The sequence below is a fragment of the Embleya sp. NBC_00888 genome, from assembly GCF_045207655.1.
Taxonomy (GTDB): Bacteria; Actinomycetota; Actinomycetes; order Streptomycetales; family Streptomycetaceae; genus Embleya.
Genome location: NZ_CP108785.1, coordinates 1,613,667 through 1,638,658, shown reverse-complemented (window position 1 = coordinate 1,638,658; position 24,992 = coordinate 1,613,667). Strand labels below are relative to the sequence as shown.

The following is a 24,992-nucleotide window of genomic DNA, read 5'->3' as shown; positions in this document are numbered from 1 at the left end:
GTCCTCGGAGGCGGGCACGCGCGCGCGGCCCGCGCTCGCCCGGCCGGGAGCGGCGCCCGGGTGCTCACTCACCCGTTGCGGGGAGGCGCCGCACCAGGGTTCAGCAGGTCTTCCAGTTCGGCCGCGAACAGCAGGGCGGGGTCGAACCGCATTCCGGTGAAGTGTCCGGCGAGTTCCAGGGACAGTACGCCGTGCAGCCGGGTCCAGAAGGCCAGGACCCGGCGGAGGACGGCGGATGAGGCGGGATGGTCGCCCGCCCAGTGCCGATGATCCTCGAGGTGCGCGTCGAACGGCGTCGCACGGGTGTCCGGGGGCAGCGCGGTGCAGGCGTCGAGCAGAGTCACCAGGATCTCGTCCGCGATGGCGGTGACGTCTTCGGGCGCGTGGTAGCCGGGGACGGGCGTGCCGTAGATGAGGAAGTACCGCTGAGGGTCGGCCAGGGCCCATCCGCGCAGGGCGTGTGCCAGTGCGGCCAGATCGCCACCGGAGTGGGCGGCCGCGCGGAGGGTGTCGGCGAGGCTTCGGTACGCGTCCGTGATGAGTTCCGTGATCAGCTCGTCGCGGCCGGCGTAGTACCGATAGAGCGCCGGTCCGCTCACGCCCATCTGCTTGGCGATCGCGTTGAGGGAGAGCGCGGACGCCCCCGCCGAGGCGATCTGCTCCCACGCGTGTTGCTTGATCTCCGCGCGCACCTGGGCGCGATAGCGCTCGCGCGGGGTCGCCGCGCCGGTGTCCGCCATGCCGCCGTACCTCTCCCTGAACCCAACCGGCTACATATTCAAGTTCTGGTTAGAAGATATCACGCAAGTGGTTGACGTCGATCGTGCGTGCAAGTTATAACTTATAACGAACGGCAAATCATCTAAGTGGACATGGCGGCGCGGGTCCTTGGGATCCGTACGTCCGACCACTCGCATACGAGGAGAGCGTCATGTCGGCTCCATCGAACGTCGTGTCGGCCTCGCCGACGTCCCCCGAGAACGGGGCGGCCCGGCGCATTCCGCGGGCGGTGACCGTCTCCGCGTGGGCGGTTCCGGTCATGGTCCTGGGTCAGTTCGCGCTGCTCGCCGGCGTGCCGGTCGTGGTGGCCCTGGTCGGCGCCCTGACTCGGGTTCGCGACCGGGCGGTGCGGGCGGGAGCCGTACTCGTGACCGTCGCGTTCGCGATCCCGCTCACCGTGTGGCTGGCGCGGCCCGACGGCGCGCAGAGCCTGTCCAAGGACATCCACCCGGCGTTCGTCGGCCTGATCGTCGCCGCCTCCGCCGCACTGATCTTCACGCTCTACCGCGCCCGCCGACGCTGAGCGCGGCCACAGGCACCGAAGCCCGTCCCACCGGCGCAACGAACACCCGGCCAGGGCCCATGACAGGGCCCAGTGCCGCGCCCGGCACTAGCACTGCACGGTCAGCCGTGCCCGGTCGAAGCGGTGGGCGGCGAGGTCTTCGGGACGGATCAGCCAGTAGAGGGCGCCGGCGTCGCCCCACATCGTCTTCGCGTCGCTGTCACTGTCGAACTGGGCGAGCAGGACCCAGCGTTCGGCTTCCCGGTCCAGGACGGGGGTGCCCCACGGGTGAAAGCCGCCGAGCGCCCCGCACGCGATGTCGTACTCCACCGGGCCCTGCACCGGCACGGCGTGGCCGCCGATCCGGTGGTCGAGATAGCCGTTCATCCGCCGGAACGCCCGAATGAACGGCCGGAGCGGGGCCGGGGTTTCGCGCATGTCGGGCCAGAGCCCGCCGTCGCCGAGCAGGGCCTCCCGGACCTGGGGCAGCCACAGGTCGGGAGCGCTCTCCTCGACGACCGCAGCCAACTCCACGCGCGTGTACGGTTCCGGCCCCGGGGGCGTCTCCGCCCGGAAGGCCGGCGTGTCTCCGGGGATGTACAGCACCCGGGCCCCCGCCCACGACTGGGGGTCGTAGGGGGAGACGAACGAACCCTCGCCGGCATCTTCGCCGCGGCCGTCGAAGTAGAAGAACAGCAAGGTCCCGTCGTGCGGGAAGTCGGAGGTCAACCCGTCGCGGGGAAGCAGCGCGCACCGCACCGACGCGACGAAGGACAGCGGACCTTGTCCCGGCCACTCGGGCCAGTCGGCCCCGGGCGGCAGTTCCGGTTCCCCGCCGAGAGCGGCGACGACGTGTTCGCCGTCCGCCGCACGGCGCAGACGCACGCATGGACGCAGCAGAGCGGTCCACCGCTCGGCGAGATCGTCGGGCAGATGCTCGGCCGCGAGCCGCGAGTATCGATCGTCGGTCATGCGAGCCATGATGGAGCGTGTTACCGACACCGGTGCCGTCGGCATCCGCCGGCCGCCCGGAGGTCGCCGCCCGACCGGTGTACGCGCGCTCGGTTCCCGGGTCCGGCGCCGCTTGTCGGGTCGGTACGTCGAAGAGGGGGACGTCCACGGAAACCGGCGGTGGGTCGAGCAATGGGCGAAGGTGTCGGATGCCGATGAGCCATTGGCGGGCGCCGGCCGTGGGGAGCCGGTCTGCGGCCGGACCGGATTCGTCGTTCGCGATGCGTTCGAGGGCCTCGGCGGCGAGCGTCCGGAGGTGGGCCGGCCGGTGAGCGGGTGGCCCTGGCCGTCGGATGAAAACAGGTGGCCCGGCCGCGCCGGGCGTGGCACCGTGGCGCAGGCGACAGGAGGCCCCGATGTCATCCATCATCGTGTGCGGCGCCGGTGTGGTGGGACTGTCCGCGGCGCTTCTGCTGCTGCGCGACGGGCACACCGTGACCGTGTGCGAGAGCGACCCCGCACCGCCCCCGGCCGACCCCTCGCGGGCCTGGAGGTCCTGGGAACGCCCGGGAGTTGCCCAATTCCGGCAGCCGCACAACCTCCTGCCGAGGTTTCGCCGGGTCCTCGCCGACGAACTCCCCGAACTGATCGACCGTCTCGTGGCGGCCGGCTGCTTCGAGGCGAGCGCCCTCCTGCCCCTGCCGCCGAGCGTCACGGGCTACACCCCGCACCCCGACGACGAGCGGTTCCGCTTCGTCACCGGCCGACGGCCGGTGGTGGAAGCCGTGTTCGCCTCGGCCGCCGAGGACGCGGGCGTCCGGGTCCTGCGCGGTACACCGATCGCCGGCCTGCTCACCGGACGCCCGGTCCTGCCGGGTACGCCGCACGTCGTCGGCGTCCGCACCCGCGCCGGCGCCGAGTTGCGCGCGGACCTCGTCGTCGACGCCACCGGCCGGCGTACCCCCTCCACGCGCTGGTTGGCCGACATCGACGCCCCGGACCCGCGGACCGAATCGGAGGAGGGCGGATTCGCCTACTACACCCGCTACTTCACCGGCCCTCGGCAGCCCGAGCGTCGGGGCGCGCCGTACACGCCCTTCGGCACGTTCTCGCTGTTGACGATCCCCGGTGACAACGACACGTGGTCGGTCACGGTGGTCGCCCGCACCGGCGACGCGCCGCTCAAGGCGCTGCGCGACCCGGCGTGTTTCACCCGGGTCGTACAAGCCTGCCCGGCCCAGGCGCACTGGCTCGCCGGTACGCCCGTCACCGACATCGTGGCGATGGCCGGCGTCCTGGACCGCCGGCGGCGACTGGTGGTCGACGGACGGCCCGTGGCCACCGGTTTCGCCGCGGTGGGCGACGCGTGGGCGTCCGGCAACCCCACCGCCGCCCGGGGGCTGAGCGTCGGACTCACCCACGCCCAACTCCTCCGGGACGTGCTGCGCGAACACGCCGACGACCCGGCCCGATTCCCGCCGGCGTGGGAGCAGGCCACCGAACGCGTCGTCGCGCCGTTCTACCAGGACCAGGTCCTCGCCGACCGGGCGCGCGCCGCCGAGATGGCACCCGACCGCATCGCCGACGCGACCCCGGTGGCCACCGCGACGAGCGGATTCGGCGCCGCGGCCTTCCACGACGCCGAGGTCTTCCGCGGTCTACTGGAAACGGCCACCTGCCTCGCCCTGCCGCAAGAGGTCCTCGCCCGCCCCGACATCCGAGCCCGGATCGACGCGGCCACCGCTCACCCGGCCCGCGCTCATCCGGCCCGCGAACTCGGCCCCCCGGGCCCCGACCGCGCCCGCTTGCTCCACCTGCTCACCACCTGACCCGCGCGAGCGCCCCCGCGTGTCCCGACGGTTCGACGCCGGTCAGACGATCTCGCCGGCGCAGGATCCGTGGGGGTCACAGGCGTAGCAGGTGTATCGCATACATCCGGTGCACAGGCCGATGTTCTCCAGCCGATATGTGTCCCGGCAGCTCTCGCACACGGCCCGCTCGCGCAGCATGGCGTTCCAGCCGTCGCTGCCGCCGATGAAGTCGTAGGAGACGGCGACGAATTCCCCCCACGCCGGGTCGTGTTCGGCCCAGTGTCGGAGGTACCAGGAGTAGACGGCGAAGAACGCCTTGCCGGTCACCAGGTGGTCGCGGCCCCGACCGTCTCGGATCCACACCTCGACGAGTTGCCCGATGCGCTCCCCGAGGGGCAGTCCGCCGCCGAGAACGACGCCGTTGTTGTTCCTCATCGTCATCGCCACAGTATCCGGTCGGACACGCCCTCGTGGACAGCCGCGGAGGTACGTCCGCCCGAGACCGGTGCACAGCGAGTCCCGCCGGGCATGGACGAACGGACGTGGACGGCCCGGGGAGCAACCCGGCCACCGGCGGAATCCACGGCGAGGATCCCGCACTTGGCCGGCGGGTCGGTTCCGCGACGGATTCGACGAGACCGGGTGCTGTCCGCGCTTGTCGGTAGGGTCCCGGCCATGGATCTTCGGGGATGGTCGGTTGTGCTGTTCGGGGACTTTCGTTCCATCGGGAAGGCCGAAGCAATACGCCGCTTGGAGTCGCTCGGTGCCCGCGTGGCGGACACCGTCACCGGCGAGACGGACCTGATGATTCTCGCCACCGGTGAACGGGGTCCCATACCACGCACCGAACACATGCTCCGTATACCGGAGTTCGATGAGGAAGCCCTGCTCGGCATGCTGGAATGCGGTGACGTCGCCGCCTCGCGTGTGGACGAGCAACCGCCCCCGTTCCTGCCCCGGACTCCTGACGCTGCGGCCCCCGACGCTCCGGCCCCCGACGACGCGGAGGCGGTCTACGCCCTCGTGGAGGGGGCTGACTGGTCCGCCTTCGTCCCGGATCGCGACCTGATGCCGCTGCGCGCCCGCCTCGCCGAACTGGAGCGGCACCGGGGTGTGACCGCGGCCCACCGATTGGCCACGCGCCGGTTGCGCGATACCGGCGAGGCGAGGTTGTGGCATCCGTTCGGGCACGGTGCCGAGATCGTCGGGCATGCGATGAGCCCTGACGGTCGGTACCTCGCCACCGGCAGTTGGTGCTCCGACGGCGATTACGACGCCGGAGGTGTCCTGCAGATCTGGGACATCGCGTCGGGGCGGTGCGTCAACACGATCTCGGATGTCGACGGCGGCGTCGGGTGGCCCGACTACGAGCGCACGATCCAGTGGTCCGCCGACGGGTCCCGTCTCGCCGTCGCCTACGCCACGAACAGCGTGGGGGTATGGAGTCCCACCCAGGAGAACGGGAACCCGATCGCGACGATCGACGTGTCCGACGGCAACTCCCGGCCGTCGCAGTTCGCGCTTTCCCCGGACGGGCGCAGCGTCTACTACCACAGCACCACCAACGGTGACGGCGGACTGCAAGGCTGCGTGGTCCCGGTGAACCGCGGCACCCTGTACTGGCTGCCCCAGCGCGTGAAGACCGACCACCCCTACGGCATGGCGCGACAACTCCCGGCACGCGTCCGTGAGGCATTCGAGCAGGCCGAGGTACGGGAAGGCGTCGGCCGGTGGATCGAGAACCCGGTCTGGTCGCCGGACGGGACCCGTCTGTTCGGAACCAACGCGATCTGCGTGGACGCCGGTACCCGCGAGGTGGGCTGGTACATGCCCGCCTCGATGGCCGCGCTCCGTCCGGACGGGTCGCGCGTCGCCGCCGTGACCCGGGACGGCTTGTCCTTCCTCGACGCGGCCGGTGGCCGGATCGAGGCCGGCCCCTTCGATCTCGGCACCGCCTGCTCCCTGCGCTGGGCGACCGGGCGTCCGAACCGACTCGCGGTGCTGACGCGCGGCTCGGACACGGCCGCGCCCGCCGTGCACATCTTCGACGGGGAGCGGCACATGGGCTCCACGGTGGTCGCGCATCCGCAGTGGGACGACGTCGAACGATGGTGCGGGGACCGCAACGCCTGGTCGTGGGCGCCCGACGGAGACCGCGCGGCAATCCTGACCGACGCGGGCACCGTCGAAGTGTGGTCCTTCGCCGACCCCGCCCGTGCCGAACGGCTGCGGACGTTCGCCGCCGACGGCACCGACGCGGTGTACTGGGGTGTGGGCGACACTCTGGTTCTGGCGGCCTATACGGGTGTTCGCTTCGTCCGCACGGAAAGCGGCGGGATCGTAGGCGACTTCACCTTCCCGCAGGACCCTGAGGGACCACGTCCCGTGGAAGGCGCCGGTGCCTACGAGTTCGAGCGGCAGATCTTCCCCCTCGACGACCACACCTGGGCGATGACCCTGGAAGCCGACGTCGTCGTAGCGCCGTCCGATCGAGAAGACGCGTTGGACTCCGTGCTCACCTGGGCGGTGGGGCGCCGACACGGGTGGCCGGTGCGCTGGGGCGAGTTGAAGGTGCTTCCGGATTTCCTCGCCGCCGTCGAGGTCCTCGACTCCGAAGCGGGCGACGTCCTCCGTGAATCCCCGTCCTGAAGAATCGAACGAGGCACGGTGACATCGTGGGCGGGCGACCTCGCCGCTCCGCCACGGCACGCAACGCGGCTTCACGACGACCGCCGTCGACCACGGACGATGCATCCTCCGTGGTCGGCGAGCACCTGGCACCCGGAGCGCCGGCATCAGCCGTACCGGTGCCAGGCAGCGAACACTTGATCGAGGCGCCGCCCCGCCAGGTACTCGGGACGCACACCGACCCGTGCGATGGGCACTCGCTCGACCTCGTCGACTCCACTCGACGACCGTACCGTCAGGAAAACCCGCAGCTCACGCCCTGATGAGGGAGCAGCCTCAGCCGCGGAAGGATGCGTTGCGCTCCGGGTCGGCCTCGGTCAGGGCCTCGGTGACCGCTTCGATGCCGGCGCGGAGGCCGTAGACGGGGGTGTCGGGCTGCCGGCGCCAGGAGTCGTCGAGGCCGCCCGCGTCCACGGAGTCGAAGCCGAGCTCGTCGATCAGGGCCCGAACGATGTTCTTGGCCGATTCGTCGTCGCCCGCTACCGGCAGGGCCATGCGGTCGGGCCGGCCGGCCGGGAGGGGCCTTTCCAGGAGGTCCTGGGCGTAGGTGCCGTTGAAGGCCTTGATCACCGGGTGCCCGAGCTGCTTCTCGACCCAGCGGCTCTCGGTCAGCCCCTCGTCCTCGATGGCGGCGATCCGGCCGTCGCGCTGCTGCGGGTAGTAGTTGTTGGTGTCGATCACGGTGAAGCCCTCGGCGGCTTCGTCGAGGAGGCCGGCCGGGAGGTCGGGCACGTTCTTCAGTGGGACGGTGACCACGACGATTTCGGCGTCTCGGGCCGCCTCGGCCACGGTGACGGGGGTGGCGCCGGTCTCCTCGGCGAGGGCCGTCAGCGTCTCGGGGCCGCGGGAGTTGGCCACGGACACCTCGTGTCCGAGGGAGGCGAGCCGACGCGTCAGGTTGCCGCCGATGTTGCCGGCGCCGATGATGCCGATCTTCATGAACTTCTCCAGTGCGTGCGGTATCGGGTGTCGCGCATGCCGGAACCCCGCGAGACGACATCGCATTCCCCAGCGGACCCGATTCGGGGCACGAACGCAGCGCCGGGATCGTCGGCGTGGGTGCGCTGTTCTTGTAACGGCTTCCGGGGCCGGGGCCAAGTAGGGGAAAGCAAACGAAGGGAGACGCCACATGGGTGCATACGACCTTGCACGGATCGGTCGTGATCCGGCCGCCTTCGAGGTGTTCTACCGCAGGCATTTCGAGGCGGTGACACGCTTCGTCGCGCGGCGGGTCGACGACCCGCACACCGTTGCCGACCTCACCGCGGAGACGTTCCTGGCCGTGGTCGACTCGGCTCACACCTACCGCCCGGACAAGGGCAGCGAGATCGCCTGGCTGTACGGGGTGTCCCGCAACGTCGTGCAGAACGAGAACCGGAGGGCCGCGCGCGAGCTGCGTGCCACCCACCGCAGTGCCGGCCGGCGTCGACTCGATGATGACGACATTGCGCGCATGGAGGAGCGCATCGACGCCGAGGCTTCCGGCCGTCGTGCGCTCGACGCGCTCGCGACACTGCCCAAGGGGCAGCGGGCGGTGATCGAGTTGATGTCGATCGACGAACTGTCGGTGAGCGAGGCCGCCGCCGCGCTCGGGATATCCCCGGTCACCGCCCGAGTGCGTCTGCACCGCGCCCGCAGGACACTGCGCAACGTCGCCGGCACTCCGGCCCCGACCGCCGCAGTGGTCACGTCCCGCCCGACCCCGACCCCCACGGCCTGTGCCGTGACGACACCCGCGATGGAGAGTCGATGAACACTCGGAGCCCCTTCCAAGAGCAGCTCCTGGCCGAACTCAGGGACGTGGTCGCGGAAAAGGCCGCCACGCCCGCTCCCCGGCCCGGTATCAGCCGTCGACGCAAGGCCACGATCACCGGCGCGATCGCGGTGGCGATGGGCGCCGCCGTGGCCGTGGTCGTACCCGTCGTCGTCGGTGGCACCACGTCACCGGCGTACGCGGTGGAGCGCGACCAGGACGGCTCGATCACGGTCCGCGTGCGGGAGTACACCGACCCCGCCGGGCTCCGGGACCGCCTCCGGGACCTCGGCGTCAACGCGGTCGTGGACTTCGTGCCGCTGAACCGGCAGTGCGTCGAACCTCGCGCCGCCTTCGCCGAGTACGACCCCCTGCTGTTCACCAGCGAGGCGCCGACCGAGGGAGCCGAGGGATTCATGCGGCTCCGCCCCGACCGGATTGCCGCCGGCCAGACCCTCGTGCTCGAGATCTACTACCGGAACGACGCCCAGGCCCACGTGAGCAGTGACCGCGCGCGGCTCGCCACCGGACCGGTGGCCCCCTGCGTACTCGTTCCCGTCCCCGCGAACTGAAGTCCCGCAGGGACGGCGGGAATCGGATCGAGCGAGCGTCACGGACGACTCCGTCGCATCCGGCGGGCAGGGCACCGGCGTTCGCCACGTGTTGGGTATGGGGCGCCGTGCGCAAGCCCCGCCGTCGCCGAGAACGCGCCGGACGCGGTGGGTGATCCCGACTCCGGGTGCACGGCGGACTGTGGCGGAGGTTCGATGGTGCTGCCGTAGTGCCGTCGAGTGTCCGGTCGCTTCTGCGAGCGGCCACCGAGCCCGGGGGCGGTCCTTGCCCAATGCCGGGCCAGGGACAGGCCCGAATTCACCGAGTCCGCGATCAGGCGCCACTGTGGCCCGGCCAGGACGCCGATCAGTGTGATCGGCTCTTGGGCGGGCCGCGGTCGCGTCCGTCGGGCGGGCCTCGGGCGGCCTGTGTCGCGGTGTGGGCCATATGTTCGGCGGGCGGCGTCGGCCCACCCCGACGCGCTCGCCGAATCCGCGCGGACTCGCGGGCGTGGCCGCGTCCGCCCACCGGGCGCTTGCCGACGCGCCGGGGCTCCGCCGATCCCGTCGGGGCCGGCTCACTCCTCCCGGCCGGGGGTGACGACATCCCCGCCGGGCGCGATGACGTTGCCGCGTGGGACACGGCCTGTCGGCGCGATCGGCCGCGTAGCCGAGGCAGGAGACCCGTTCCCCGCCCGCCGGCCGGGGACGGCAGCCCGGCGGCTCACGATGCCCACGAACGCGTCGGCGACGGCCGTCCTCACCTCCGGGGGAGGATCATGGTGGTGGGGGCCGAACCTGTAGGAGGTAGGTCATGGGACAGGCACGTGAGGCCATGGACCGGCTCACCGAGGCGATGACGAAGTCCAAGGACGTCAAGTCCATCGCGGACTGTTTCGCGGAAGACGCCGTGGCCACGACGCCGGAAGGCAGTTTCCGCGGCCGTGACGCGATCGCGGAGTACATGGTCGAGTTCGCCGTCGCCGTACCGGACGGTGAGTTCGAATATGAACACGAGTACGAAGTAGGTGATACCGCAATCGACGAAGGATGGTTCCACGGGACCAACACCGGCCCGCTGAAGCTCCCCGACGGCGAGATGCTCCCGGCGACCGGTAAACCGGTCCGCATCCACGGCTGCGACGCCGGGACGGTCGAGGACGGACGGATCGTCGACTATCGGCTGTACTTCGACCAGTTGGCGTTCCTCGATCAACTGGGATTGGCGCCCGCGACCGCGGGTTGATCCAGCAGCACGCCGGCGACCCGGGCCCGCGCTCGGGCGTTCGACGCGCGAGGGGGCGGCATGGATGGGCGCAGGGCACGCCCGGTTGCGCGCCGTCGGCCGCGAGCGCGTCGGAGCCTGTTCCCAAACGTCTCCGTCGCGATGCTGCTCCGGCTGCGAGTTCACGAGGCCGGCCGGTGACCGGTCCGATCCGGGTCGTCGTTGGCGAATGTGACGTATGTGCGCGCGACCTGCCCAGGTCTCGTCCGGTTCGGGCTCGCCGGAGGCACGGGTGCTTGCGCCCACGCGCGGTGCGCCCACGCGCGGTGCGCCCACGCGCGGTGCGCCCACGCGCGGTGCGCCCACGCGCGGTGCGCCCACGCGCGGTGCGCCCACGCGCGGTGCGTCCGCATGCACGGTACGTCCGCGCGAGTCGTGCGTCGGCCCCTACCGAAGGAGGGCGCCCACGCTCTGGGTGTCAGGGCTCGGACCCGCGCCCGCGATGGCGGGGATCAGGGGGCCGACAGGACCCGGGTGAGCGCGGCGACGGATGCGGGGACCTCGGTCTTCGACAGGCGACGCCGGCGCAGACGGGCGAACAGGTGCTTGCGCCAGAACGTCTGCGGATGCAGCTCCCAGGTGACGGTCAACCGCGCCCCGCCGGCCTCGGGAACGATGTGCCAGCGCCAGTCGGCGTAGCTCGGGTTGCCGTCGTCGCTCTGCGCGCGGTACCCGAAGACGCCGCGCTGCGGGTCGAGTTCGAGTACCCGCGACCGACTGGGCCACGACGGCCACCCGTCGGGTTTGACGACTACGACCCATTCGGCCCCCGGCGCCGGCACCTCCGGGGCCTCCAGCACCCGCGTGACCGCGCGATTCCACTCCGGAAGCCGCGCCACGTCGGTGACCAGGGCGAATACCGCGTCCGCGGGAGCGGGTACGAATGCGCTGAACGAACCCGAGAACCCTGCCGCGCCGTCGTCCCGTGTCCGCCCGGTCATGGAAACTCCTCCCGCCGTACGAGTGCCGCGAACCACTCACTCCCGCCGCATGCGTGGCCCCATGCATCTACTTCAAGTCTCGCGCGCGCCGCGCCGGACGCCACCGCGACGGCCCCGGCGTCCGGACAGCCGCCGCGTCAGCGTCCGGGCGCTGTGCCTCGACCATCCTCGGCTACGTGCGGACACTCAGTGTGACCGCGGACTCGTCCCGTCCCCGTGCCCGTCCCCCGTACCCGCGCACATCCGCATCCGCGTGCGCGCCCGCATCCCCGACGGTCCGACCGGCCTACTCGACGGATCCCGCAACCCCGGTTCTCACACCTCGCCCTCCTCCAAAGTCCCCGGGCCACCGTCACCCGGACCGGGTGGACGTACAGCGGTGCCGAGGATGTGAGTGGCCGCGGGCGTCGGGACCCGGGTGTCCGGGAACGCGAAGCGGTCCAATTCGGTGACGGTGAAGCCGGCCCGGCGGATCGCGGCCTCGGTGTCGCGTCCGGTATGACAGCCACCGCACAGCAGCGGCCACACGGTCGCATCCACCACCCGTTGCACCCGCCGCATCCGCGCACTGCCCGCCTGGACGTGCTCGAAGAACCGCAGTTGCCCGCCCGGCCGCAGCACCCGGAACCCCTCCCGAAGCGCCGTATGCGGGTCCGGCACCGAACACAGCGTCAGGCAGAACACGACGGCGTCGAACGACTCGTCCTCGAACGGCAATTCGTCGGCCAAGCCGCCCCCGACGTCGACCGGGACCGCGCCGGCACGGGCGGCCTCGACCGCAAGCGCCCGCAACCGCGGCTCCGGCTCGACCGCCGCAACCCGCGCCACCGACGGCGGGTAGTGCACGAAGTTCGCACCGTGCCCCGCGCCGATCTCCAGCACCTGACCGGTCAGGCCGGCCAACAACCGCCTGCGGTGCTCACCGACGCCCGCCTTCTCCAGACCCGGACCGGCCACCTTCGCATAGAACCGCGCGAAGACCGGTCTGCGCACCGACCTCGCCGAAGCCTTCGTCTCGTACACGATCGACCACCACCTTCCCGGCCGCCGCCATCCGGCCGCTATCCTTGATATGGGAGGGAGTACATAGTGAACTCTATTCACGATAACGCCGGAAAGGCCACGGCGGACGTGTCCCTGGACCGGCTGTTCGAACTCGCCGAAGTCCTGGGCAGGTTGATGACCCACGGCATCGACGCCCACGGCCTCACCGCCGCCCGCGCCCGCCTCCTGTGGGTCCTGCTCCACCACGGCCCGATGACCCAACGCGCCCTGGCCGACGCCCTCGGCGTCACTCCGCGCAACGTCACCGGCCTCCTCGACGCCCTCGAAACCGACGGCCACGTCGAACGTGTGCCCCACCCCACCGACCGCCGCGCCACGATGGTCCGGCTCACCGACCACGGCACCGCCGTCGTCACCCACCTGCGCGAAGGCCGCGACGTCATGGCCGCCGCCCTGTTCGCCGACATCCCCGAGACTCACCTGGCCGGGTTCACGGCGACCATCGCCACGGTCACCGCCCGCCTACGCGGCACACCACCCGCGCCGGAATGCGACGGCGTGCCCGCACCTCAACTTCCGCGGTGAATGGCGGATCTACCGCCACATGACGCACGGACGGCGTCCCGCGATGCGTTTCCCACCGCGATCACCAGGCGCTCCCGGCCTCGGGTCGACGAAGCACAACAAGGCATCGCAAACCCTGTGCGCAGGCCGCATAGGCTCCCCGGATGGCAAAAATCACCGGCTACCTCTCGCAAGGGCGGCGCGTGGCCATCCGCCACGTCTGCCGTCAGGACTACGACGAGCTCACAGCGCTTGCCCGGGACAGCGCGGAGATGCTTCGCCGTTGGCTGGGAGCCCGCGACAACACGGTTGAAGCGTTCGAGAGCTACCTCGAGCGGTTCGAGCAGCCCACTCATGTGGGCTTCGTGATCTGCCTCCGTGACACCGGCGCGATCGTGGGCGGTGTCAACATCAACAACGTCCTCAGGGGCGCCCTCCAGAGCGGAACTCTCGGCTATACCTCGTACGCCTCGACAACCGGCCGTGGCTATATGACCGAAGGGCTGGGGCTCGTCATCCGGTTCGCCTTCGGGGTGCTGGAACTGCACCGGTTGGAGGCGAACATCCAGCCGGACAACACGTCTTCGCTCAACCTCGTCGAGCGCCTGGGCTTCCGGCGCGAGGGCTACTCGGTCGCCTTCCAATACATCAACGGCGAGTGGAGGGACCATGAGCGCTGGGCCATCACCGCCGAGACGGCACGAACAGCGGCACGGCCCGTGAACCTCCCTCACCGCCCCGCGGGTGAGGAATCGGAATCTACACGACGACGATAAAAATCGACGCTGTGTAGACTTTGCGGTGGGGGAGCGGTCCGGCTCCTCGCGACTCTCCCCAGGAGGAGCAATGCAGAGGCCGAACTGGCTCATCACCGGCGTCAGCACTGGCCTCGGTCGTGCCTTCGCCCAAGCGGCCCTGGCCGCAGGTCACACCGTTGTCGGCACGGTCCGCGCCGAGGAGGACCTGCGGGCCTTCGAAGGACTCAAGCCCGGCCACGCTCACGGCCGCATCCTGGACGTGACCGACGACCACGCCGTATCGAAGGTGATCACTGAGGTGGAGCGCGGCGTCGGCCCCTTGGATGTCGTCGTCGCCAACGCCGGCTACGGCCTGGAGGGCACCCTCGAGGAAACTCCGTTGGCCGAGGTGCGGCGGCAGTTCGAGGTCAACGTGTTCGGGGCAGTGGCCACTCTGCAGGCGGCACTGCCGCACATGCGCCGGCGCCGCCGCGGACACCTGATGGCCGTCACCTCCATGGGCGGGCTCATGGCCGTGCCCGGCATGTCCGCCTACTGCGGCAGCAAGTTCGCCCTGGAAGGCATTCTGGAGGCGCTGGGCAAGGAGGTCGCACAGTTCGGGATCCGCGTGACGGCGATCGAGCCCGGCTCCTTCCGCACGGACTGGGCCGGACGGTCCATGACACGTGCCGCGCGGACCATCGACGACTACGACGAGCTGTTCGCCCCCATCCGTGACGCGCGGCAGAAGGCCAGTGGGAACCAGTTGGGTGATCCGGCCAAGGCCGGGGACGCCGTCGTGCACATCGCCTCCGTCGACCGGCCGCCGGCCCACCTCGTCCTGGGCTCGGACGCGCTGCGCCTGGTCACCGCCGCGCGCACGGCCGTGGACGAGGACATCCGCGCGTGGGAGACACTCTCCCGTACGACCGACTTCGCCGAGGGTGCTCGGCTCTGATGCACGACCACCACCCCACGCGAAGCCGGCGCGCCACCGAACGCAAGGGCGATGTCCGGGAGCGGGCCATCCTGGACACCTGCGAAGCTCTGCTGGTGCAAAAGGGCTACGACCCGATCACCGTCGGCGACATCGCCCAAGGCGCCGGCATCACCCGCGGTGCCCTGTACTTCTACTTCGGCTCCAAGCAGGAAGTGGTCACGGCACTCGTGGCCCGAACCGTCGAGCACCTGTGGGAGCGCTCGCGTGCCACCGCGCAGACCGACGAGCCGCGCCAGGCCATCGCAGCAGCCATGCAGCGCACCGTCGAGCTGTGGAATGCGCATGGCCCGGTCATGCGCACGGCGATCGACCTGTCGTTGACCGTGCCGGAGATCGGCGCGCTGTGGAGCCGTACGGCCGACTTGTTCATCGCGGCCATCACCGCCGTCCTGGAACGCGCCGGCATCCGGGCCGGCAGCGAACCGGACCAAGCCTCGGCGATGGCACGCGCCCTGTGCTGGATGATCGAACGGACCTTCTACCACGCCTCGCAAGAGTCCCGCGAGACGCTGCGGGAGGCGTCCGCGACCTGCGAGCACATCTGGCTCACCAGCGCCGGCCTGACCCCCTGAGGCATCCGGTGCCGACCGGCCGTCGGTCAGTTCGAGGCGGTGCCGCGGGTGAGCAGTCCCGCCGAATGCACCACGGCGTTACCGGTGTTCGGGAAGGCCGTGTAGTAGTCGTACTTGAGTTTGCCGCCGGGCGCCTTGCCGAGCACGATCCAACCCCGCCGAGTGCAGACCTGTTTCGGGTCCCGGACGATGTCCTCGCGCAGGACGATCCGGTCGGTGCGGACGGCCGCCCGGTCCTCGGTCTCCAGAGTGAGCGTGCCGGAACAGTTGATGCCGGGGTAGTCCGACTCGCCGACGATGGTTCCGGGTTGGCCCACCTGTAGGCGCAGGGCGACGGTGTAGGTGGAGGTACTCAGTGCGGACCCGCGCCATCCGGCGGCGAAGTCCGTCGGCAGCCGGTGGGCCGTCGGCTGCGGACTGCCACTCGTGCGGCTGCTCGCGCTCGTCCGGGGACTCGTCGCGGGCCGGGTGCCGCCGCTCGCGGTCGGACTCGTGCTCGCACGGGCGCTGGGGCGCGTGCCGCCGCTCGGGTCCGCCCCGGGGTTCGCGCTGCCACCCGTGGAATCGATCGTGATGCCGGTGCCCGGATCGGCCTCGATGAGCACTCGCCCCGGCGAGAACTCCTGGACCACCCTGCCCTCCATCGTCACCCGAAGCCCCTTCGCGGCGGCGACCCGGAAGACGGATTCCTTGACCGTGCCGTCCTCGGTGTGCCTGATCACCACGATGAGTTCGTTGCCGGCGGTCTTCTTCGAGGAGTCGACACCTTCGTCGATACTGAACGTGCCCACCGGGGTGACCCAACGCGCACCCAGCGCTATGGAGATCTTGCCGCGCGTGGAGATCGAGAACTTGATCGGGCCGACTGCGTAACCGATCACCGGATCCTCGACGCCCGCCTTCCGGTCGCCTCCCTCGTCGAGCCCCGAATAGCCGCACGATGTGGTGCCGATCAACGCCATCGACGTGCACACCGTGACCAGTCCCACCCGTGTCCCAAGCCGCCGTAACCGCATCGCGTTCCTCCCCCGAGAACACCCGTGCCGTCGAGTATGAGACCGAATACGAATGAATGTCGGGGAAACCACCTCGATGCCGCGCACGGGAGCCGACCACTCACCACGCGGCGCTGAACTCGTGGCGGCGCATGCGGCGCACGCGGCATATGAGGCGTATGCGGCTTTCTGTGTGGTGCGCGGGGTCCGGCACAGGCTGAGGCGCACGACGAGTCCGGCCGCTCTTCAGTTCTCCGCAGCGACGTTCCGCCGGATGCCTCCCGGGGCGGCGGGTTGTTCGCGCACCCACGCGACGAACTCCTCGGTCGCGTCGACGACCGCTTCGAAGCGGACCGAGCGGAACAGGTCGAAGGCGTGCTGTGCGCCCGGGAGTTCGGCGTAGACCACCGGGTTGCGCGACACGGAGCGCAGCGCGTTGGTGAAGGCGCGGGCGTTCTCGACCGGGACCATGGTGTCCGCGTCGCCATGCACGATCAGGAACGGCGGTGCGTCGGGGCGGACGTGGAACACCGGCGACGACTCGTCGTCCCGGTCGAAGTAGCCGCCGTGGTAGCCGTTGAGGCTGATCACCGCCGTGACGGAGGTGTCGGCGTCCGCGAAACCGGGCTGGTACGCCGGGTCGCCGGGTGTGAGCGCGGCCAGCGCCGCCATCTGGCCGCCCGCCGAACTCCCGGAGACGACAAGCGTGTCCGGGTCGGCTCCGTACTCGTGGGCGTGGGCACGTACCCACGCGATGACCTTCTTCAGGTCGATCAGGTGGTCGGGGTGTTGCGCGGCGGGGCGCAGACGGTAGTTCGCGCTCACGCACACCCAACCCCGATTCGCGAAGCGGTGGATGAGGGGAAGCGACTGGGTGTTCTTGCGGCCTCGGCGGTATCCGCCGCCGTGCAGGTGCACGAGTACGGGTGCGCCGGAGACCGGGCCCGAACGGCGCCGGTAGACGTCGAGCAGATTGCGTCGCCCGGCGTCGCCGTACGCGATGTTCGCGATGCGTTCGACACCGCGCCGGCGACGCCGGAACGGAGTGAGGAGGGTGCGTGTCGTCCGGAGCGAGGATGCCGTGGCGAGGTGCGTGCGCCGGTCGGCGCCGAGGGCCTCGGTGAGCGCGTCGTCCAGGACCCGCCGGGCGCGCAGTCCGCGGCGGGCGATGACGACGAGCCCGGGCAGCGTCAAGGCGGCGACACCCGCCGTCACGCGGGCGGCGGTGGAGTCGAGGTCGCCTTGGGCGTAGGCCACACCCGTCCAGCCGATCAGCCACACGATCGCCACGAAGGGCAGTTCGTTGACGACCAGGCCGAGGCGGAAGCTCAGCTCGGCGAGCGGGCGCGGCCGACGCAGTGGCGCGAGCGCGAGCGCCGTGACCACCGCGGCGACCACCACCGTGAAGAGATAGCCGTACGGCACGTTGTCCCACTCCCAACTGATGCAGCCGACCCGACTGGTCAAGCGATCCAACCGTCCAACCGATCCGAGCATCTCTCCGGCCGACCCGAGAGACGCACCGGCACTGTTTCCACCATAGCTGTGGTACCACATCTGGGGTAGTGGGCTGCTCCTCGTGGACGTTGCCCAAGGCGGACTGCTCGTCGAACCAGCCGCGCGGCACGCGGCATCGGAGCCAGGTGCTTGACCCTCACGTGGCGTCATGCCGCATTGTCGGTGGCGTGGAAGAGCACCTGACCGTGGGACGTGTGGCCGAACTGGCCGGCGTGAGCGTGCGCACGCTGCATCACTATGACGAGATCGACCTCGTGCGGCCGTCCGCGCGTACCGCGGCCGGGTACCGGGCCTACTCGGCGGGCGACGTGGAGCGGCTGCGGGAGGTGCTCGCCTATCGGCGGCTGGGCTTCGGACTGCGCGAGATCGCGGATCTGGTCGACGACCCGACCACCGACGCCGTCGCCCATCTGCACCGGCTGCGCGGCCTGTTGTCGGAACAGCGCGACCGCGCCGCCGCCATGGTGACCGCCATAGACAGGGAACTGGAGGCACGGGCAATGGGGATCAGGACGACGCCGGAGGAACAACTGAAGGTGTTCGGTGCGCAGTTGTACGAAGCCATCGGATCCGCCTACCCGGCGACGCGGCGCACCGAGCCACGGATCGCCGCGAGGGTCTGGGATGCGCTCGGGGACGCACGGACGGTGCTGAACGTCGGTGCCGGCACCGGCTCCTACGAACCCCCGGACCGCGACGTCACGGCGGTGGAACCGTCGGCGGTCATGCGGGCCCAGCGTCCCGCGGGCGCGGCGCCGTGCGTCACCGCCAGTGCCGAGAACCTCCCGTTCGAGGACCAGTCCTTCGACGCCGCGATGGCGTTCAGCACCGTTCATCACTGGCACGACCCGATCGCCGGGCTGCGCGAGATGCGACGCGTGGCCCGCCGTGTGGTGGTGTTCACGCACGACGCCAGTGACACCGGCTGGCTTCACCGGTTCTGGCTCACCCGCGACTACCTGCCCGAGGTCGCCGGCCTGGTCGCCGGCCGGCCCTCGGTGGTCGAGTTGGCCGGAGTGATCGGGGCCCGCCTGGAGCCGGTGCTCATCCCGTGGGACTGTGCCGACGGCTTCTTCGAGGCGTACTGGCGCCGCCCCGAGGCGTACCTGGAGGAACACGTGCGCCGCGCGATATCGGTATGGACCAGAGTCGGCCCGGAGGCCGAGCAGCGGGCGGTGGACAGACTCCGCGACGATCTTTCCTCGGGCCGGTGGGTCGAACGCAACCGCGAACTCGTCGCCCTCGACGCGGCGGAGCTCGGCCTGCGCCTCCTCGTGGCCTGAACCATCGTGGGCGAGAACGCCCATCGTGCGTGAGAACGCCGCAGGGAGCCCGCCCGCCGGAATCGGTGGACGTTGTCGCGGCGTCACGTGGCCTCGACGGCAAACCCGACCCGGAGGCCTCGCCCGCCGTACGGGTCGACCGCGGACCGGTCGGTTTGGCCCGTCCGCCGCATCAGGGCACGCACGGTGCGCGCAAGCAGGGCACGTACCGAGCGCGCCGCGTGCATCTCGGCACGGGGCACAGCGGGCCGCACACGATCGAGGGCAGGTCCGCCTGGGACCGCCCTCGATCGGGTATCAGCGGCGGGTTTCCACCTTCAGGTCGCCGCGGATCAGTGTGCGGGCCACGTCACCGGCGAACATCTCGTGCGGGAAGCCGAGTTCGATCGCGCCGGCCTCGTCGAGGCGAGCCAGTTGGGACGTGGTGAAGTCGACCTCCAAGGCACCCAGATTGTCCTCCAGTTGCGCGCGCGTTCGGGCGCCGATGGTCGGTGCCGTCACGCCCGGGTTCCGCAGGGTCCAGGCCAGTCCGACCTGGGCGGGTGTGTGGCCCAGCTCCGTGGCGACCTCCTTCACGACGTCCACGATGGCGAGATTGCGTTCGGTGAGCGCCCCGTTGGCGATGGTGAGGCTCTTGCGGGTGCCGCCGCCGGATGCGGCGTTCGCCCCGATCAGGTCGTCACGGCTGTACTTGCCGGTGAGCAGCCCGCCGGCCAGCGGTGACCACGGGATCACCCCCAACCCCAGCTCGCGGGCCATCGGGATCAGGTCACGTTCCCCGGTACGCTCGATCAGGCTGTACTCGATCTGCAGCGCGACCAGCGGCGACCAGCCGCGCAGGTCGGCGATCGCCTGCATGCGCGACACCTGCCAGGCCGGGGCGTTGGACATCGCCACGTACAAGACCTTGCCCTGCCGGACCAGATCGTCCATGCCGCGCAGGATCTCCTCGACCGGTGTGGTGAAATCCCACACGTGCAGGTAGAGCAGATCGATGTAGTCCGTATCGAGCTGTCGCAGACTTGCTTCCACCGACGCGAACAGGCTCTTGCGGTGGCTGCCCCCGGAATTCGGGTCGCCGGGCCGGCGCTGCGTCGTGTATTTCGTTGCCAGCACCAGGCTTTCGCGATTGTCGCGGGTGAATTCGCCCAGCAGACGCTCGGAACTGCCATTGGTGTAGGTGTTGGCGGTGTCGATGAAGTTGCCGCCGCGGTCGACGTAGAGGTCGAACAGCTTGCGGGCCTCCTCCCGGTCGGCGCCCCAGCCCCAGTCGGTGCCGAAGGTCGCCGCACCCAGCGACAGTGGAGAGACCCACAGCCCGGAGCGGCCCAGCAGTCGGTAGGTGTCGAGGGTGAGCGACATCGTGTCCTCCTGTGCTTGAGATCCGTTGTCGAAGACAAGACTGTGACCACCAAGTGCCGGGGGTAAGGGAAGGAAGTTCCTGGGAAGGCCAGTCCTACCCTGGTTGTTGGGGTCGACATGACGACGACCCGCACCGTGGACGCGACACAGGAGTTGGCCGCCTTCCTGCGGACCCGGCGCGAACGCCTGGACCCGGACGACTTCGGCCTGCCGTCGCGGCGGCAGGCCCGGCGGACCCCGGGATTGCGCCGCGAAGAGGTCGCCGAACTGGCCGGGGTCAGCACGGACTACATCGTGCGGCTGGAACAGGGCCGCGGGCTGCGACCCTCGGCGAACGTGGTGGAGGCGCTGGCCCGGGCGCTGCGCCTGGCTCCGGACGAACGCGCCTACCTCTTCAACCTGGCCCAGCAGCATCCCCGCAACGCCGACAAGCCCGCCACCACCGCGGCGCCGCCGCTGGCCCGGCTGGTCGCCGACCTGTCGCCGCTGCCGGCCATGCTGATGAACCACCGCTACGACATCCTGGCCTGGAACGGCGAAATGGCCAGGCTGCTGGGAGATTTCGACGCCTTGCCGCCGTCGCAGCGCAATGCGATGCGGCTGTGCCTGATGCATCCGCGGGCGCGGGAGTTCTATGTCGACCGCGAACGTGTCGTACGGGAGGGCATCGCCCACCTGCGCGCCGCGTGGGCCGCGTATCCGCAGGACCGGATGTTGACCGACCTCATTGCCGAATTCATGGCGTGTGACGAGGAGTTCGCGCGAATGTGGGCCGAGCGAGACGTCCAGGTCAACGGCCGCGGGCGCAAGGAGATACGGCATCCCGACGTCGGTGTGATCGCAGTGCACTTCGAAGTCCTCACGCCACTCCAGGATCCGGACCAGCGGCTGGTGATCTACCGCGCCGCGGACGACGAGAGCCGGTCGGCATTGGACCGCTTGTACACACGATGACGTCGAACCCTCCACCCGCGCACCGGGTCGACCCGTCGTTCCGGGTGGTCGCGAGCCGGTGGAGGGAGTGCGCCTCCGAGGCCTCAGGCCCCCCTGGGTGGCGCGAACTCGCCCATGGGTACGGTGCCGCGGTGCAGGGCGGGAGCGGATCGGGGGTGGTGGTTCAGCCGCCCAGTGTGATTGCGGCTGCGATCGCCGGTCCGAAGGCGCCGCCGAGCTGGTAGCAGAGGTTGAACAGGCCTATCGCGGTGGGGCGTTGGGTGGCCGGCGCGGCTGCGGTCGCGTACACCGCGAGCGTCGCCTGGCCCGCGCCCGCGGTGAAGACGGCCAGTGTCGCGACCAACAGGAGCAGCGGCGCCCAGGGGGTCAGAACGGCGGTGAGCGGAGCGAGCGCGCCGACGGTGAGCAGGATCGTCAGGACCCGGGGGCGACTCATCCGAGCCGACACCGCAGCCAGCAGCATGGCGAGGGCCGAACCGGCGAGGAGAGCGGCCAACTGGCTCGTGCCGATCGTGGAGGCCGACCAGTCGGTGCGGTCGCGCAGCAACTGCGGGACGGTGAAGAGCAGCGTGAAGTACGAGGTCGCGAAGGCGCAGGCGAGCACGGCGGAGAGGACGAACGCGCGGGTGCGCAGCAGCGCCGCCGGTACGAAGCCCGTGGGGTTGGACCTGATGTGCAGGGCCAGCAGCGCGCCCGTTGCCAGTGAGGCGGCCACCGCGGGGAGCGGGTAGCGCGGGACGAGGACCAGGGCCGTCGCGGTCAGGACCAGCAGGGCGGCACCCCGACCGTCGAACCGGGTGCTGTGCCGCGGCGCGGACAGGTCGGCGCGGCGCATGACCGCCGGCAGGGCGAGGAGGGCGATCGCGCCGACGGCCATGGACAGCCGCCACGAGGCGATGTCCGCGATGGTCGAGCCGAGCAGCGGGCCGACCGCCCCCAGTGTTCCGAAGCCCGCCGTGATCACGCCCATCCGGCGGACCGAACCCGCCAGGCTCATCGCCGCGGTGACCAGGCCCGCGCCGCCTGCGGCCTGGGCCGCCCGGCCCGCCATGGCCACCGGCAGCCAGGGCGCCGCGGCGAGGACCGCGGTGCCGGTCACGATCAGGGCGGCGCTCAGCTTGAGCGTGATGCCCAGGCCGCGGCGGCGCAGCAGGTTCGCCATCAGCGGGGTGCCGACCGCCATGGCCCAGGCGAAGACGGTGACGAGCCAGGTCGCGGTGGCCGTACGGACGCCGAGCGAGTCGGCCGTGTCGGGAAGGATCAGGACCGGGCTGTTGGCGCTTGCGGCGATCGGGGTGGCCAGCAACGCCAGCCACACGACCGGTACTCGACGCGAAGCGGGCGCGGCGGCGGAGGGCGTGACGGGCGGCCGGACGGACGGCCGTACGGGGGCGGAGGCGAGGGGCTTCGTCGGTGTGGTGTGGCGGGGGCCGGGACGGGTTTGGGCGTGCGGGGACACGGCAGCCTCCGGAAGGCGGGGTGGTCGGCGGTTGTCGGCGGGGGAGCGGCGGTGAAGCCGGGAGAGCGATCCGGGCGGCTCGCTGCTCGGATTCGACAATCTCAATAGCTAGATACAAGCATTCGACTCTCCCAGAGTCAAGTATCTCGAATCTAAGAGACTCACTACTGGTAGAGTTCCTACCGAGAGAGTCCGTACCGAGAGAGTCTGTATCGAGAGGCGTGACGACGATGAGCGATGCCGTGGACGCGATCATCGGTCAGTGGGCCGAGGAGCGCTCCGACGTGGTGGACGAGCTCTGGACGGTGCAGCTCTTCGGGCGCATCCAGCGGCTGGCCCTGGTGGTCGAGAAGTCGGTCAAGGCAAGCGCCGGCATGCACGGCTTGGATGCGGGCGAGTTCGACGTCCTCACCACGCTGCAGCGGTCCGGACCGCCGTACGCCCTCACTGCCGGGACCTTCCTCAAGGCGTCCATGGTGTCCTCGGGTACGATCACCAACCGCATCGACAAGATGGAGGCCAAGGGCCTGGTGGAACGCGTGCGCGACGGGGAGGACCGGCGCACCGTCAAGATCCACCTCACCGAGCACGGGCACGAGGTCACCCGGGCCCTGTTCGCCGACCATCTGGCGAGCTACGCGCGGCTGCTCGCAGACGTGGACCGTGACCTGGTCGAGAAATCCGGCGACAGCCTTCGGCGGGTGCTCGAAGCCCTCGGCGACACCAGCATCAAGTGACGGCCACTCGGGCGGTCGCTCCCGGCGCCTCCGAACGGCCCGCGGTCACGTAGGCCCTGTCCGGCGGGCGCGGGCCGGGAGCTCTGCCGGCAGTCGGCCTTCCGTCGCGCGCAGGGGAGGGCGCGGAGGGGCTCTGCGATCCAGGCCGCCATCTCGCCAGATTCTTGCGTTATACGCAAGAGGCCATGCCTTTGTCGCAAGGTGGGCTTAACGTTGCTCCCATAGGACTCCGAGAACGTACGGAGTGAGCAACCAGAAGGGACGACGTCATGTCCGTGACCACTGCCGCCCACACGACCGACCGACTGCCCAACACGACTGCGGATGCCGTGGTGATCGGCGGCGGCGCCGCGGGCCTGAACGGTGCGCTGATGCTGGCCCGCTCCCGCCGATCGGTCGTCGTCATCGACAGCGGCAGCCCGCGCAACGCGCCCGCCGAGGGCGTACACGGCCTGCTCGCCCTGGACGGCACACCGCCGGCCGAGCTTCTGCACAGGGGTCGCGAGGAGGTCCGCCGCTACGGTGGCCTGGTCGTGGCCGGGCGGGTGATCTCGGCCGCCCCCGCCCCCGCCGAAGGCGACCCGCGCTTCACCGTCACGCTCGCCGACGGCCGCACCCTGCGGGCGCGCCGGCTGCTGGTGGCCACCGGACTGCGCGACGAACTTCCCGACATCCCCGGCCTCGCCGCGCACTGGGGCCGCGGCGTGGTGCACTGCCCGTACTGCCACGGCTGGGAGGTGCGCGACGAACCCATCGGGATCCCGGCGGTGGGGCCGGCCTCGGTCCATCACGCGCTGCTGTTCCGTCAACTGACCGACGACCTGGTCTACTTCACCCGCGGAACCGACCTGGACCAGGACACCCGGGCACGTTTCGCCGCCCGCGACATCCGCGTCGTCGACACCGCCGTGACCGCGATCGAAACCGCCGAGGACGGGACCATCACGGGCGTACGCCTGGCCGACGGCCGACTCGTGTCCCGTCGGGTCCTCGCGGTCGTGACCCGGATGCAGGCCCGTACCGACGGCCTCGAGGAACTGAGGCTGCCGATGCGGGACCTGCCCGAAGGCATGGGGCGCCACTTCGCGACCGGGATGGCCGGCACCACCGAGGTCCCCGGTGTGTGGGTGGCCGGGAACGCCACCGACCCGACCGCTCAGGTCGGCGCCTCCGCAGCGGCCGGCGCTCTGGCAGGTGCCCACATGAACGCCGACCTCGCCGCCGCCGACACCGATGCGGCTCTCCGGGCCGCCCGGACCGCCGCCTGAGAAACCCCGCGTTTCGCGGAACCCTCACGCCGTACCGCGGCAGCCGCGTCGGCAGCCACCACATCGGCGCCTCGTCCCCGAACGGCGCCGAGTCTCGCATGTGCTCTTGAGCCGAGTTCCGCACGCGTGCTTCCGGCCGCATCCCGCATGCCTCTTGAGCCGAGACCCGCATGCGCCTTTCCGCGCCGCACTTGGCATGCGCTTGGAGCCGCGTCCCTCATGTGCGGGGCTCCCGAGTCGCGCCCCGCATGTGCGGGGCTCCCGAGTCGCGCCCCG

The 24,992-nt window shown here is 70.8% G+C and carries 24 protein-coding genes; 14 read left to right on the top strand and 10 right to left on the bottom strand.

Translation table 11 applies throughout. The annotated features are described in order from the left end of the window. Positions 1 to 68: 68 nt before the first annotated feature. On the bottom strand, positions 69 to 740 hold the full coding sequence (locus OG948_RS41480; RefSeq protein ID WP_331770147.1) for a TetR/AcrR family transcriptional regulator: 672 nt from the start codon (positions 738 to 740) through the stop codon (positions 69 to 71). Between the two features lie 191 nt (positions 741 to 931). Here OG948_RS41480 and OG948_RS41475 point away from each other — a divergent pair, with 191 nt between their 5' ends. Further along, on the top strand, positions 932 to 1,303 hold the full coding sequence (locus OG948_RS41475) for a hypothetical protein (RefSeq protein ID WP_331770146.1): 372 nt from the start codon (positions 932 to 934) through the stop codon (positions 1,301 to 1,303). 87 nt (positions 1,304 to 1,390) lie between these two features. Here OG948_RS41475 and OG948_RS41470 read toward each other — a convergent pair whose 3' ends face one another. Then, positions 1,391 to 2,254: a YwqG family protein gene (locus tag OG948_RS41470; RefSeq protein WP_331770145.1), complete on the bottom strand. Its 864-nt coding sequence runs from the start codon at positions 2,252 to 2,254 to the stop codon at positions 1,391 to 1,393. A gap of 395 nt (positions 2,255 to 2,649) precedes the next feature. Here OG948_RS41470 and OG948_RS41465 point away from each other — a divergent pair, with 395 nt between their 5' ends. Beyond that, entirely contained in the window at positions 2,650 to 4,062 is a 1,413-nt protein-coding gene (locus OG948_RS41465; RefSeq protein ID WP_331770144.1) for an FAD-dependent oxidoreductase, read from the top strand. Positions 4,063 to 4,104: 42 nt separating this feature from the next. On the opposite strand, the gene OG948_RS41460 is transcribed toward OG948_RS41465, so the two are convergent. Then, on the bottom strand, positions 4,105 to 4,485 hold the full coding sequence (locus tag OG948_RS41460) for a hypothetical protein (protein WP_331770143.1): 381 nt from the start codon (positions 4,483 to 4,485) through the stop codon (positions 4,105 to 4,107). Between the two features lie 234 nt (positions 4,486 to 4,719). On the opposite strand from OG948_RS41460, the gene OG948_RS41455 reads away from it, so the two are divergent. Next, positions 4,720 to 6,693 (top strand): hypothetical protein, encoded by a 1,974-nt coding sequence (locus OG948_RS41455; RefSeq protein ID WP_331770142.1) that lies wholly within the window; start codon positions 4,720 to 4,722, stop codon positions 6,691 to 6,693. Positions 6,694 to 7,008: 315 nt separating this feature from the next. Here OG948_RS41455 and OG948_RS41450 read toward each other — a convergent pair whose 3' ends face one another. Next, positions 7,009 to 7,671 (bottom strand): NAD(P)-binding domain-containing protein, encoded by a 663-nt coding sequence (locus OG948_RS41450; RefSeq protein WP_331770141.1) that lies wholly within the window; start codon positions 7,669 to 7,671, stop codon positions 7,009 to 7,011. A 190-nt stretch (positions 7,672 to 7,861) separates the two neighbouring features. Here OG948_RS41450 and OG948_RS41445 point away from each other — a divergent pair, with 190 nt between their 5' ends. The 3 genes from OG948_RS41445 (at position 7,862) to OG948_RS41435 (ending at position 10,282) form a co-directional block, all read left to right on the top strand. Beyond that, positions 7,862 to 8,485 (top strand): sigma-70 family RNA polymerase sigma factor, encoded by a 624-nt coding sequence (locus OG948_RS41445; protein ID WP_331770140.1) that lies wholly within the window; start codon positions 7,862 to 7,864, stop codon positions 8,483 to 8,485. Beyond that, positions 8,482 to 9,057 (top strand): hypothetical protein, encoded by a 576-nt coding sequence (locus OG948_RS41440; RefSeq protein WP_331770139.1) that lies wholly within the window; start codon positions 8,482 to 8,484, stop codon positions 9,055 to 9,057. Before OG948_RS41445 ends, OG948_RS41440 begins: the two co-directional genes overlap by 4 nt. A gap of 793 nt (positions 9,058 to 9,850) precedes the next feature. Further along, complete coding sequence (locus OG948_RS41435) at positions 9,851 to 10,282, top strand: nuclear transport factor 2 family protein (RefSeq protein WP_331770138.1); 432 nt, start codon at positions 9,851 to 9,853, stop codon at positions 10,280 to 10,282. A 491-nt stretch (positions 10,283 to 10,773) separates the two neighbouring features. On the opposite strand, the gene OG948_RS41430 is transcribed toward OG948_RS41435, so the two are convergent. Together OG948_RS41430 and OG948_RS41425 are read right to left on the bottom strand one after the other, a co-directional pair. Then, positions 10,774 to 11,262, bottom strand: coding sequence for an SRPBCC family protein (locus OG948_RS41430; RefSeq protein WP_331770137.1), 489 nt, complete (start codon positions 11,260 to 11,262; stop codon positions 10,774 to 10,776). A gap of 315 nt (positions 11,263 to 11,577) precedes the next feature. Further along, a complete protein-coding gene (locus tag OG948_RS41425) occupies positions 11,578 to 12,285 on the bottom strand; it encodes a class I SAM-dependent methyltransferase (protein ID WP_331770136.1) in 708 nt (235 codons plus the stop codon). Positions 12,286 to 12,351: 66 nt separating this feature from the next. On the opposite strand from OG948_RS41425, the gene OG948_RS41420 reads away from it, so the two are divergent. The 4 genes from OG948_RS41420 to OG948_RS41405 all read left to right on the top strand — a co-directional run bounded on the left by OG948_RS41420 (position 12,352) and on the right by OG948_RS41405 (position 15,140). Next, complete coding sequence (locus OG948_RS41420) at positions 12,352 to 12,852, top strand: MarR family transcriptional regulator (protein WP_331770135.1); 501 nt, start codon at positions 12,352 to 12,354, stop codon at positions 12,850 to 12,852. 143 nt (positions 12,853 to 12,995) lie between these two features. After that, positions 12,996 to 13,607, top strand: a complete 612-nt coding sequence (locus tag OG948_RS41415) for a GNAT family protein (RefSeq protein WP_331770134.1) — start codon at positions 12,996 to 12,998, stop codon at positions 13,605 to 13,607. Between the two features lie 70 nt (positions 13,608 to 13,677). Then, positions 13,678 to 14,526: an oxidoreductase gene (locus OG948_RS41410; protein WP_331770133.1), complete on the top strand. Its 849-nt coding sequence runs from the start codon at positions 13,678 to 13,680 to the stop codon at positions 14,524 to 14,526. Continuing rightward, positions 14,526 to 15,140 (top strand): TetR/AcrR family transcriptional regulator, encoded by a 615-nt coding sequence (locus tag OG948_RS41405; RefSeq protein WP_331770132.1) that lies wholly within the window; start codon positions 14,526 to 14,528, stop codon positions 15,138 to 15,140. The genes OG948_RS41410 and OG948_RS41405 overlap by 1 nt, the downstream gene beginning before the upstream one ends. 26 nt (positions 15,141 to 15,166) lie before the next feature. On the opposite strand, the gene OG948_RS41400 is transcribed toward OG948_RS41405, so the two are convergent. Further along, positions 15,167 to 16,129 (bottom strand): hypothetical protein, encoded by a 963-nt coding sequence (locus OG948_RS41400; RefSeq protein ID WP_406300573.1) that lies wholly within the window; start codon positions 16,127 to 16,129, stop codon positions 15,167 to 15,169. Between the two features lie 252 nt (positions 16,130 to 16,381). After that, positions 16,382 to 17,602: an alpha/beta hydrolase gene (locus tag OG948_RS41395; RefSeq protein ID WP_331770130.1), complete on the bottom strand. Its 1,221-nt coding sequence runs from the start codon at positions 17,600 to 17,602 to the stop codon at positions 16,382 to 16,384. Between the two features lie 218 nt (positions 17,603 to 17,820). Between OG948_RS41395 and OG948_RS41390 the strand changes: the two genes are divergently transcribed. Continuing rightward, positions 17,821 to 18,936 (top strand): MerR family transcriptional regulator, encoded by a 1,116-nt coding sequence (locus OG948_RS41390; RefSeq protein ID WP_331770129.1) that lies wholly within the window; start codon positions 17,821 to 17,823, stop codon positions 18,934 to 18,936. A 297-nt stretch (positions 18,937 to 19,233) separates the two neighbouring features. Here the strand turns inward: OG948_RS41390 and OG948_RS41385 are convergent, their stop codons facing one another. Continuing rightward, entirely contained in the window at positions 19,234 to 20,298 is a 1,065-nt protein-coding gene (locus OG948_RS41385; RefSeq protein ID WP_331770128.1) for an aldo/keto reductase, read from the bottom strand. Between the two features lie 117 nt (positions 20,299 to 20,415). Here OG948_RS41385 and OG948_RS41380 point away from each other — a divergent pair, with 117 nt between their 5' ends. Then, on the top strand, positions 20,416 to 21,252 hold the full coding sequence (locus OG948_RS41380) for a helix-turn-helix transcriptional regulator (protein WP_331770127.1): 837 nt from the start codon (positions 20,416 to 20,418) through the stop codon (positions 21,250 to 21,252). Positions 21,253 to 21,415: 163 nt separating this feature from the next. Here the strand turns inward: OG948_RS41380 and OG948_RS41375 are convergent, their stop codons facing one another. Continuing rightward, positions 21,416 to 22,570 carry an MFS transporter gene (locus OG948_RS41375; protein ID WP_331770126.1) on the bottom strand — a complete coding sequence of 385 codons (1,155 nt, stop codon included), beginning with the start codon at positions 22,568 to 22,570 and terminating at the stop codon, positions 21,416 to 21,418. Positions 22,571 to 22,941: 371 nt separating this feature from the next. On the opposite strand from OG948_RS41375, the gene OG948_RS41370 reads away from it, so the two are divergent. Together OG948_RS41370 and OG948_RS41365 are read left to right on the top strand one after the other, a co-directional pair. Beyond that, complete coding sequence (locus OG948_RS41370; protein ID WP_331770125.1) at positions 22,942 to 23,448, top strand: MarR family transcriptional regulator; 507 nt, start codon at positions 22,942 to 22,944, stop codon at positions 23,446 to 23,448. A gap of 269 nt (positions 23,449 to 23,717) precedes the next feature. Continuing rightward, a complete protein-coding gene (locus OG948_RS41365) occupies positions 23,718 to 24,716 on the top strand; it encodes an NAD(P)/FAD-dependent oxidoreductase (protein WP_331770124.1) in 999 nt (332 codons plus the stop codon). The last annotated feature ends 276 nt before the right edge of the window (positions 24,717 to 24,992 follow it).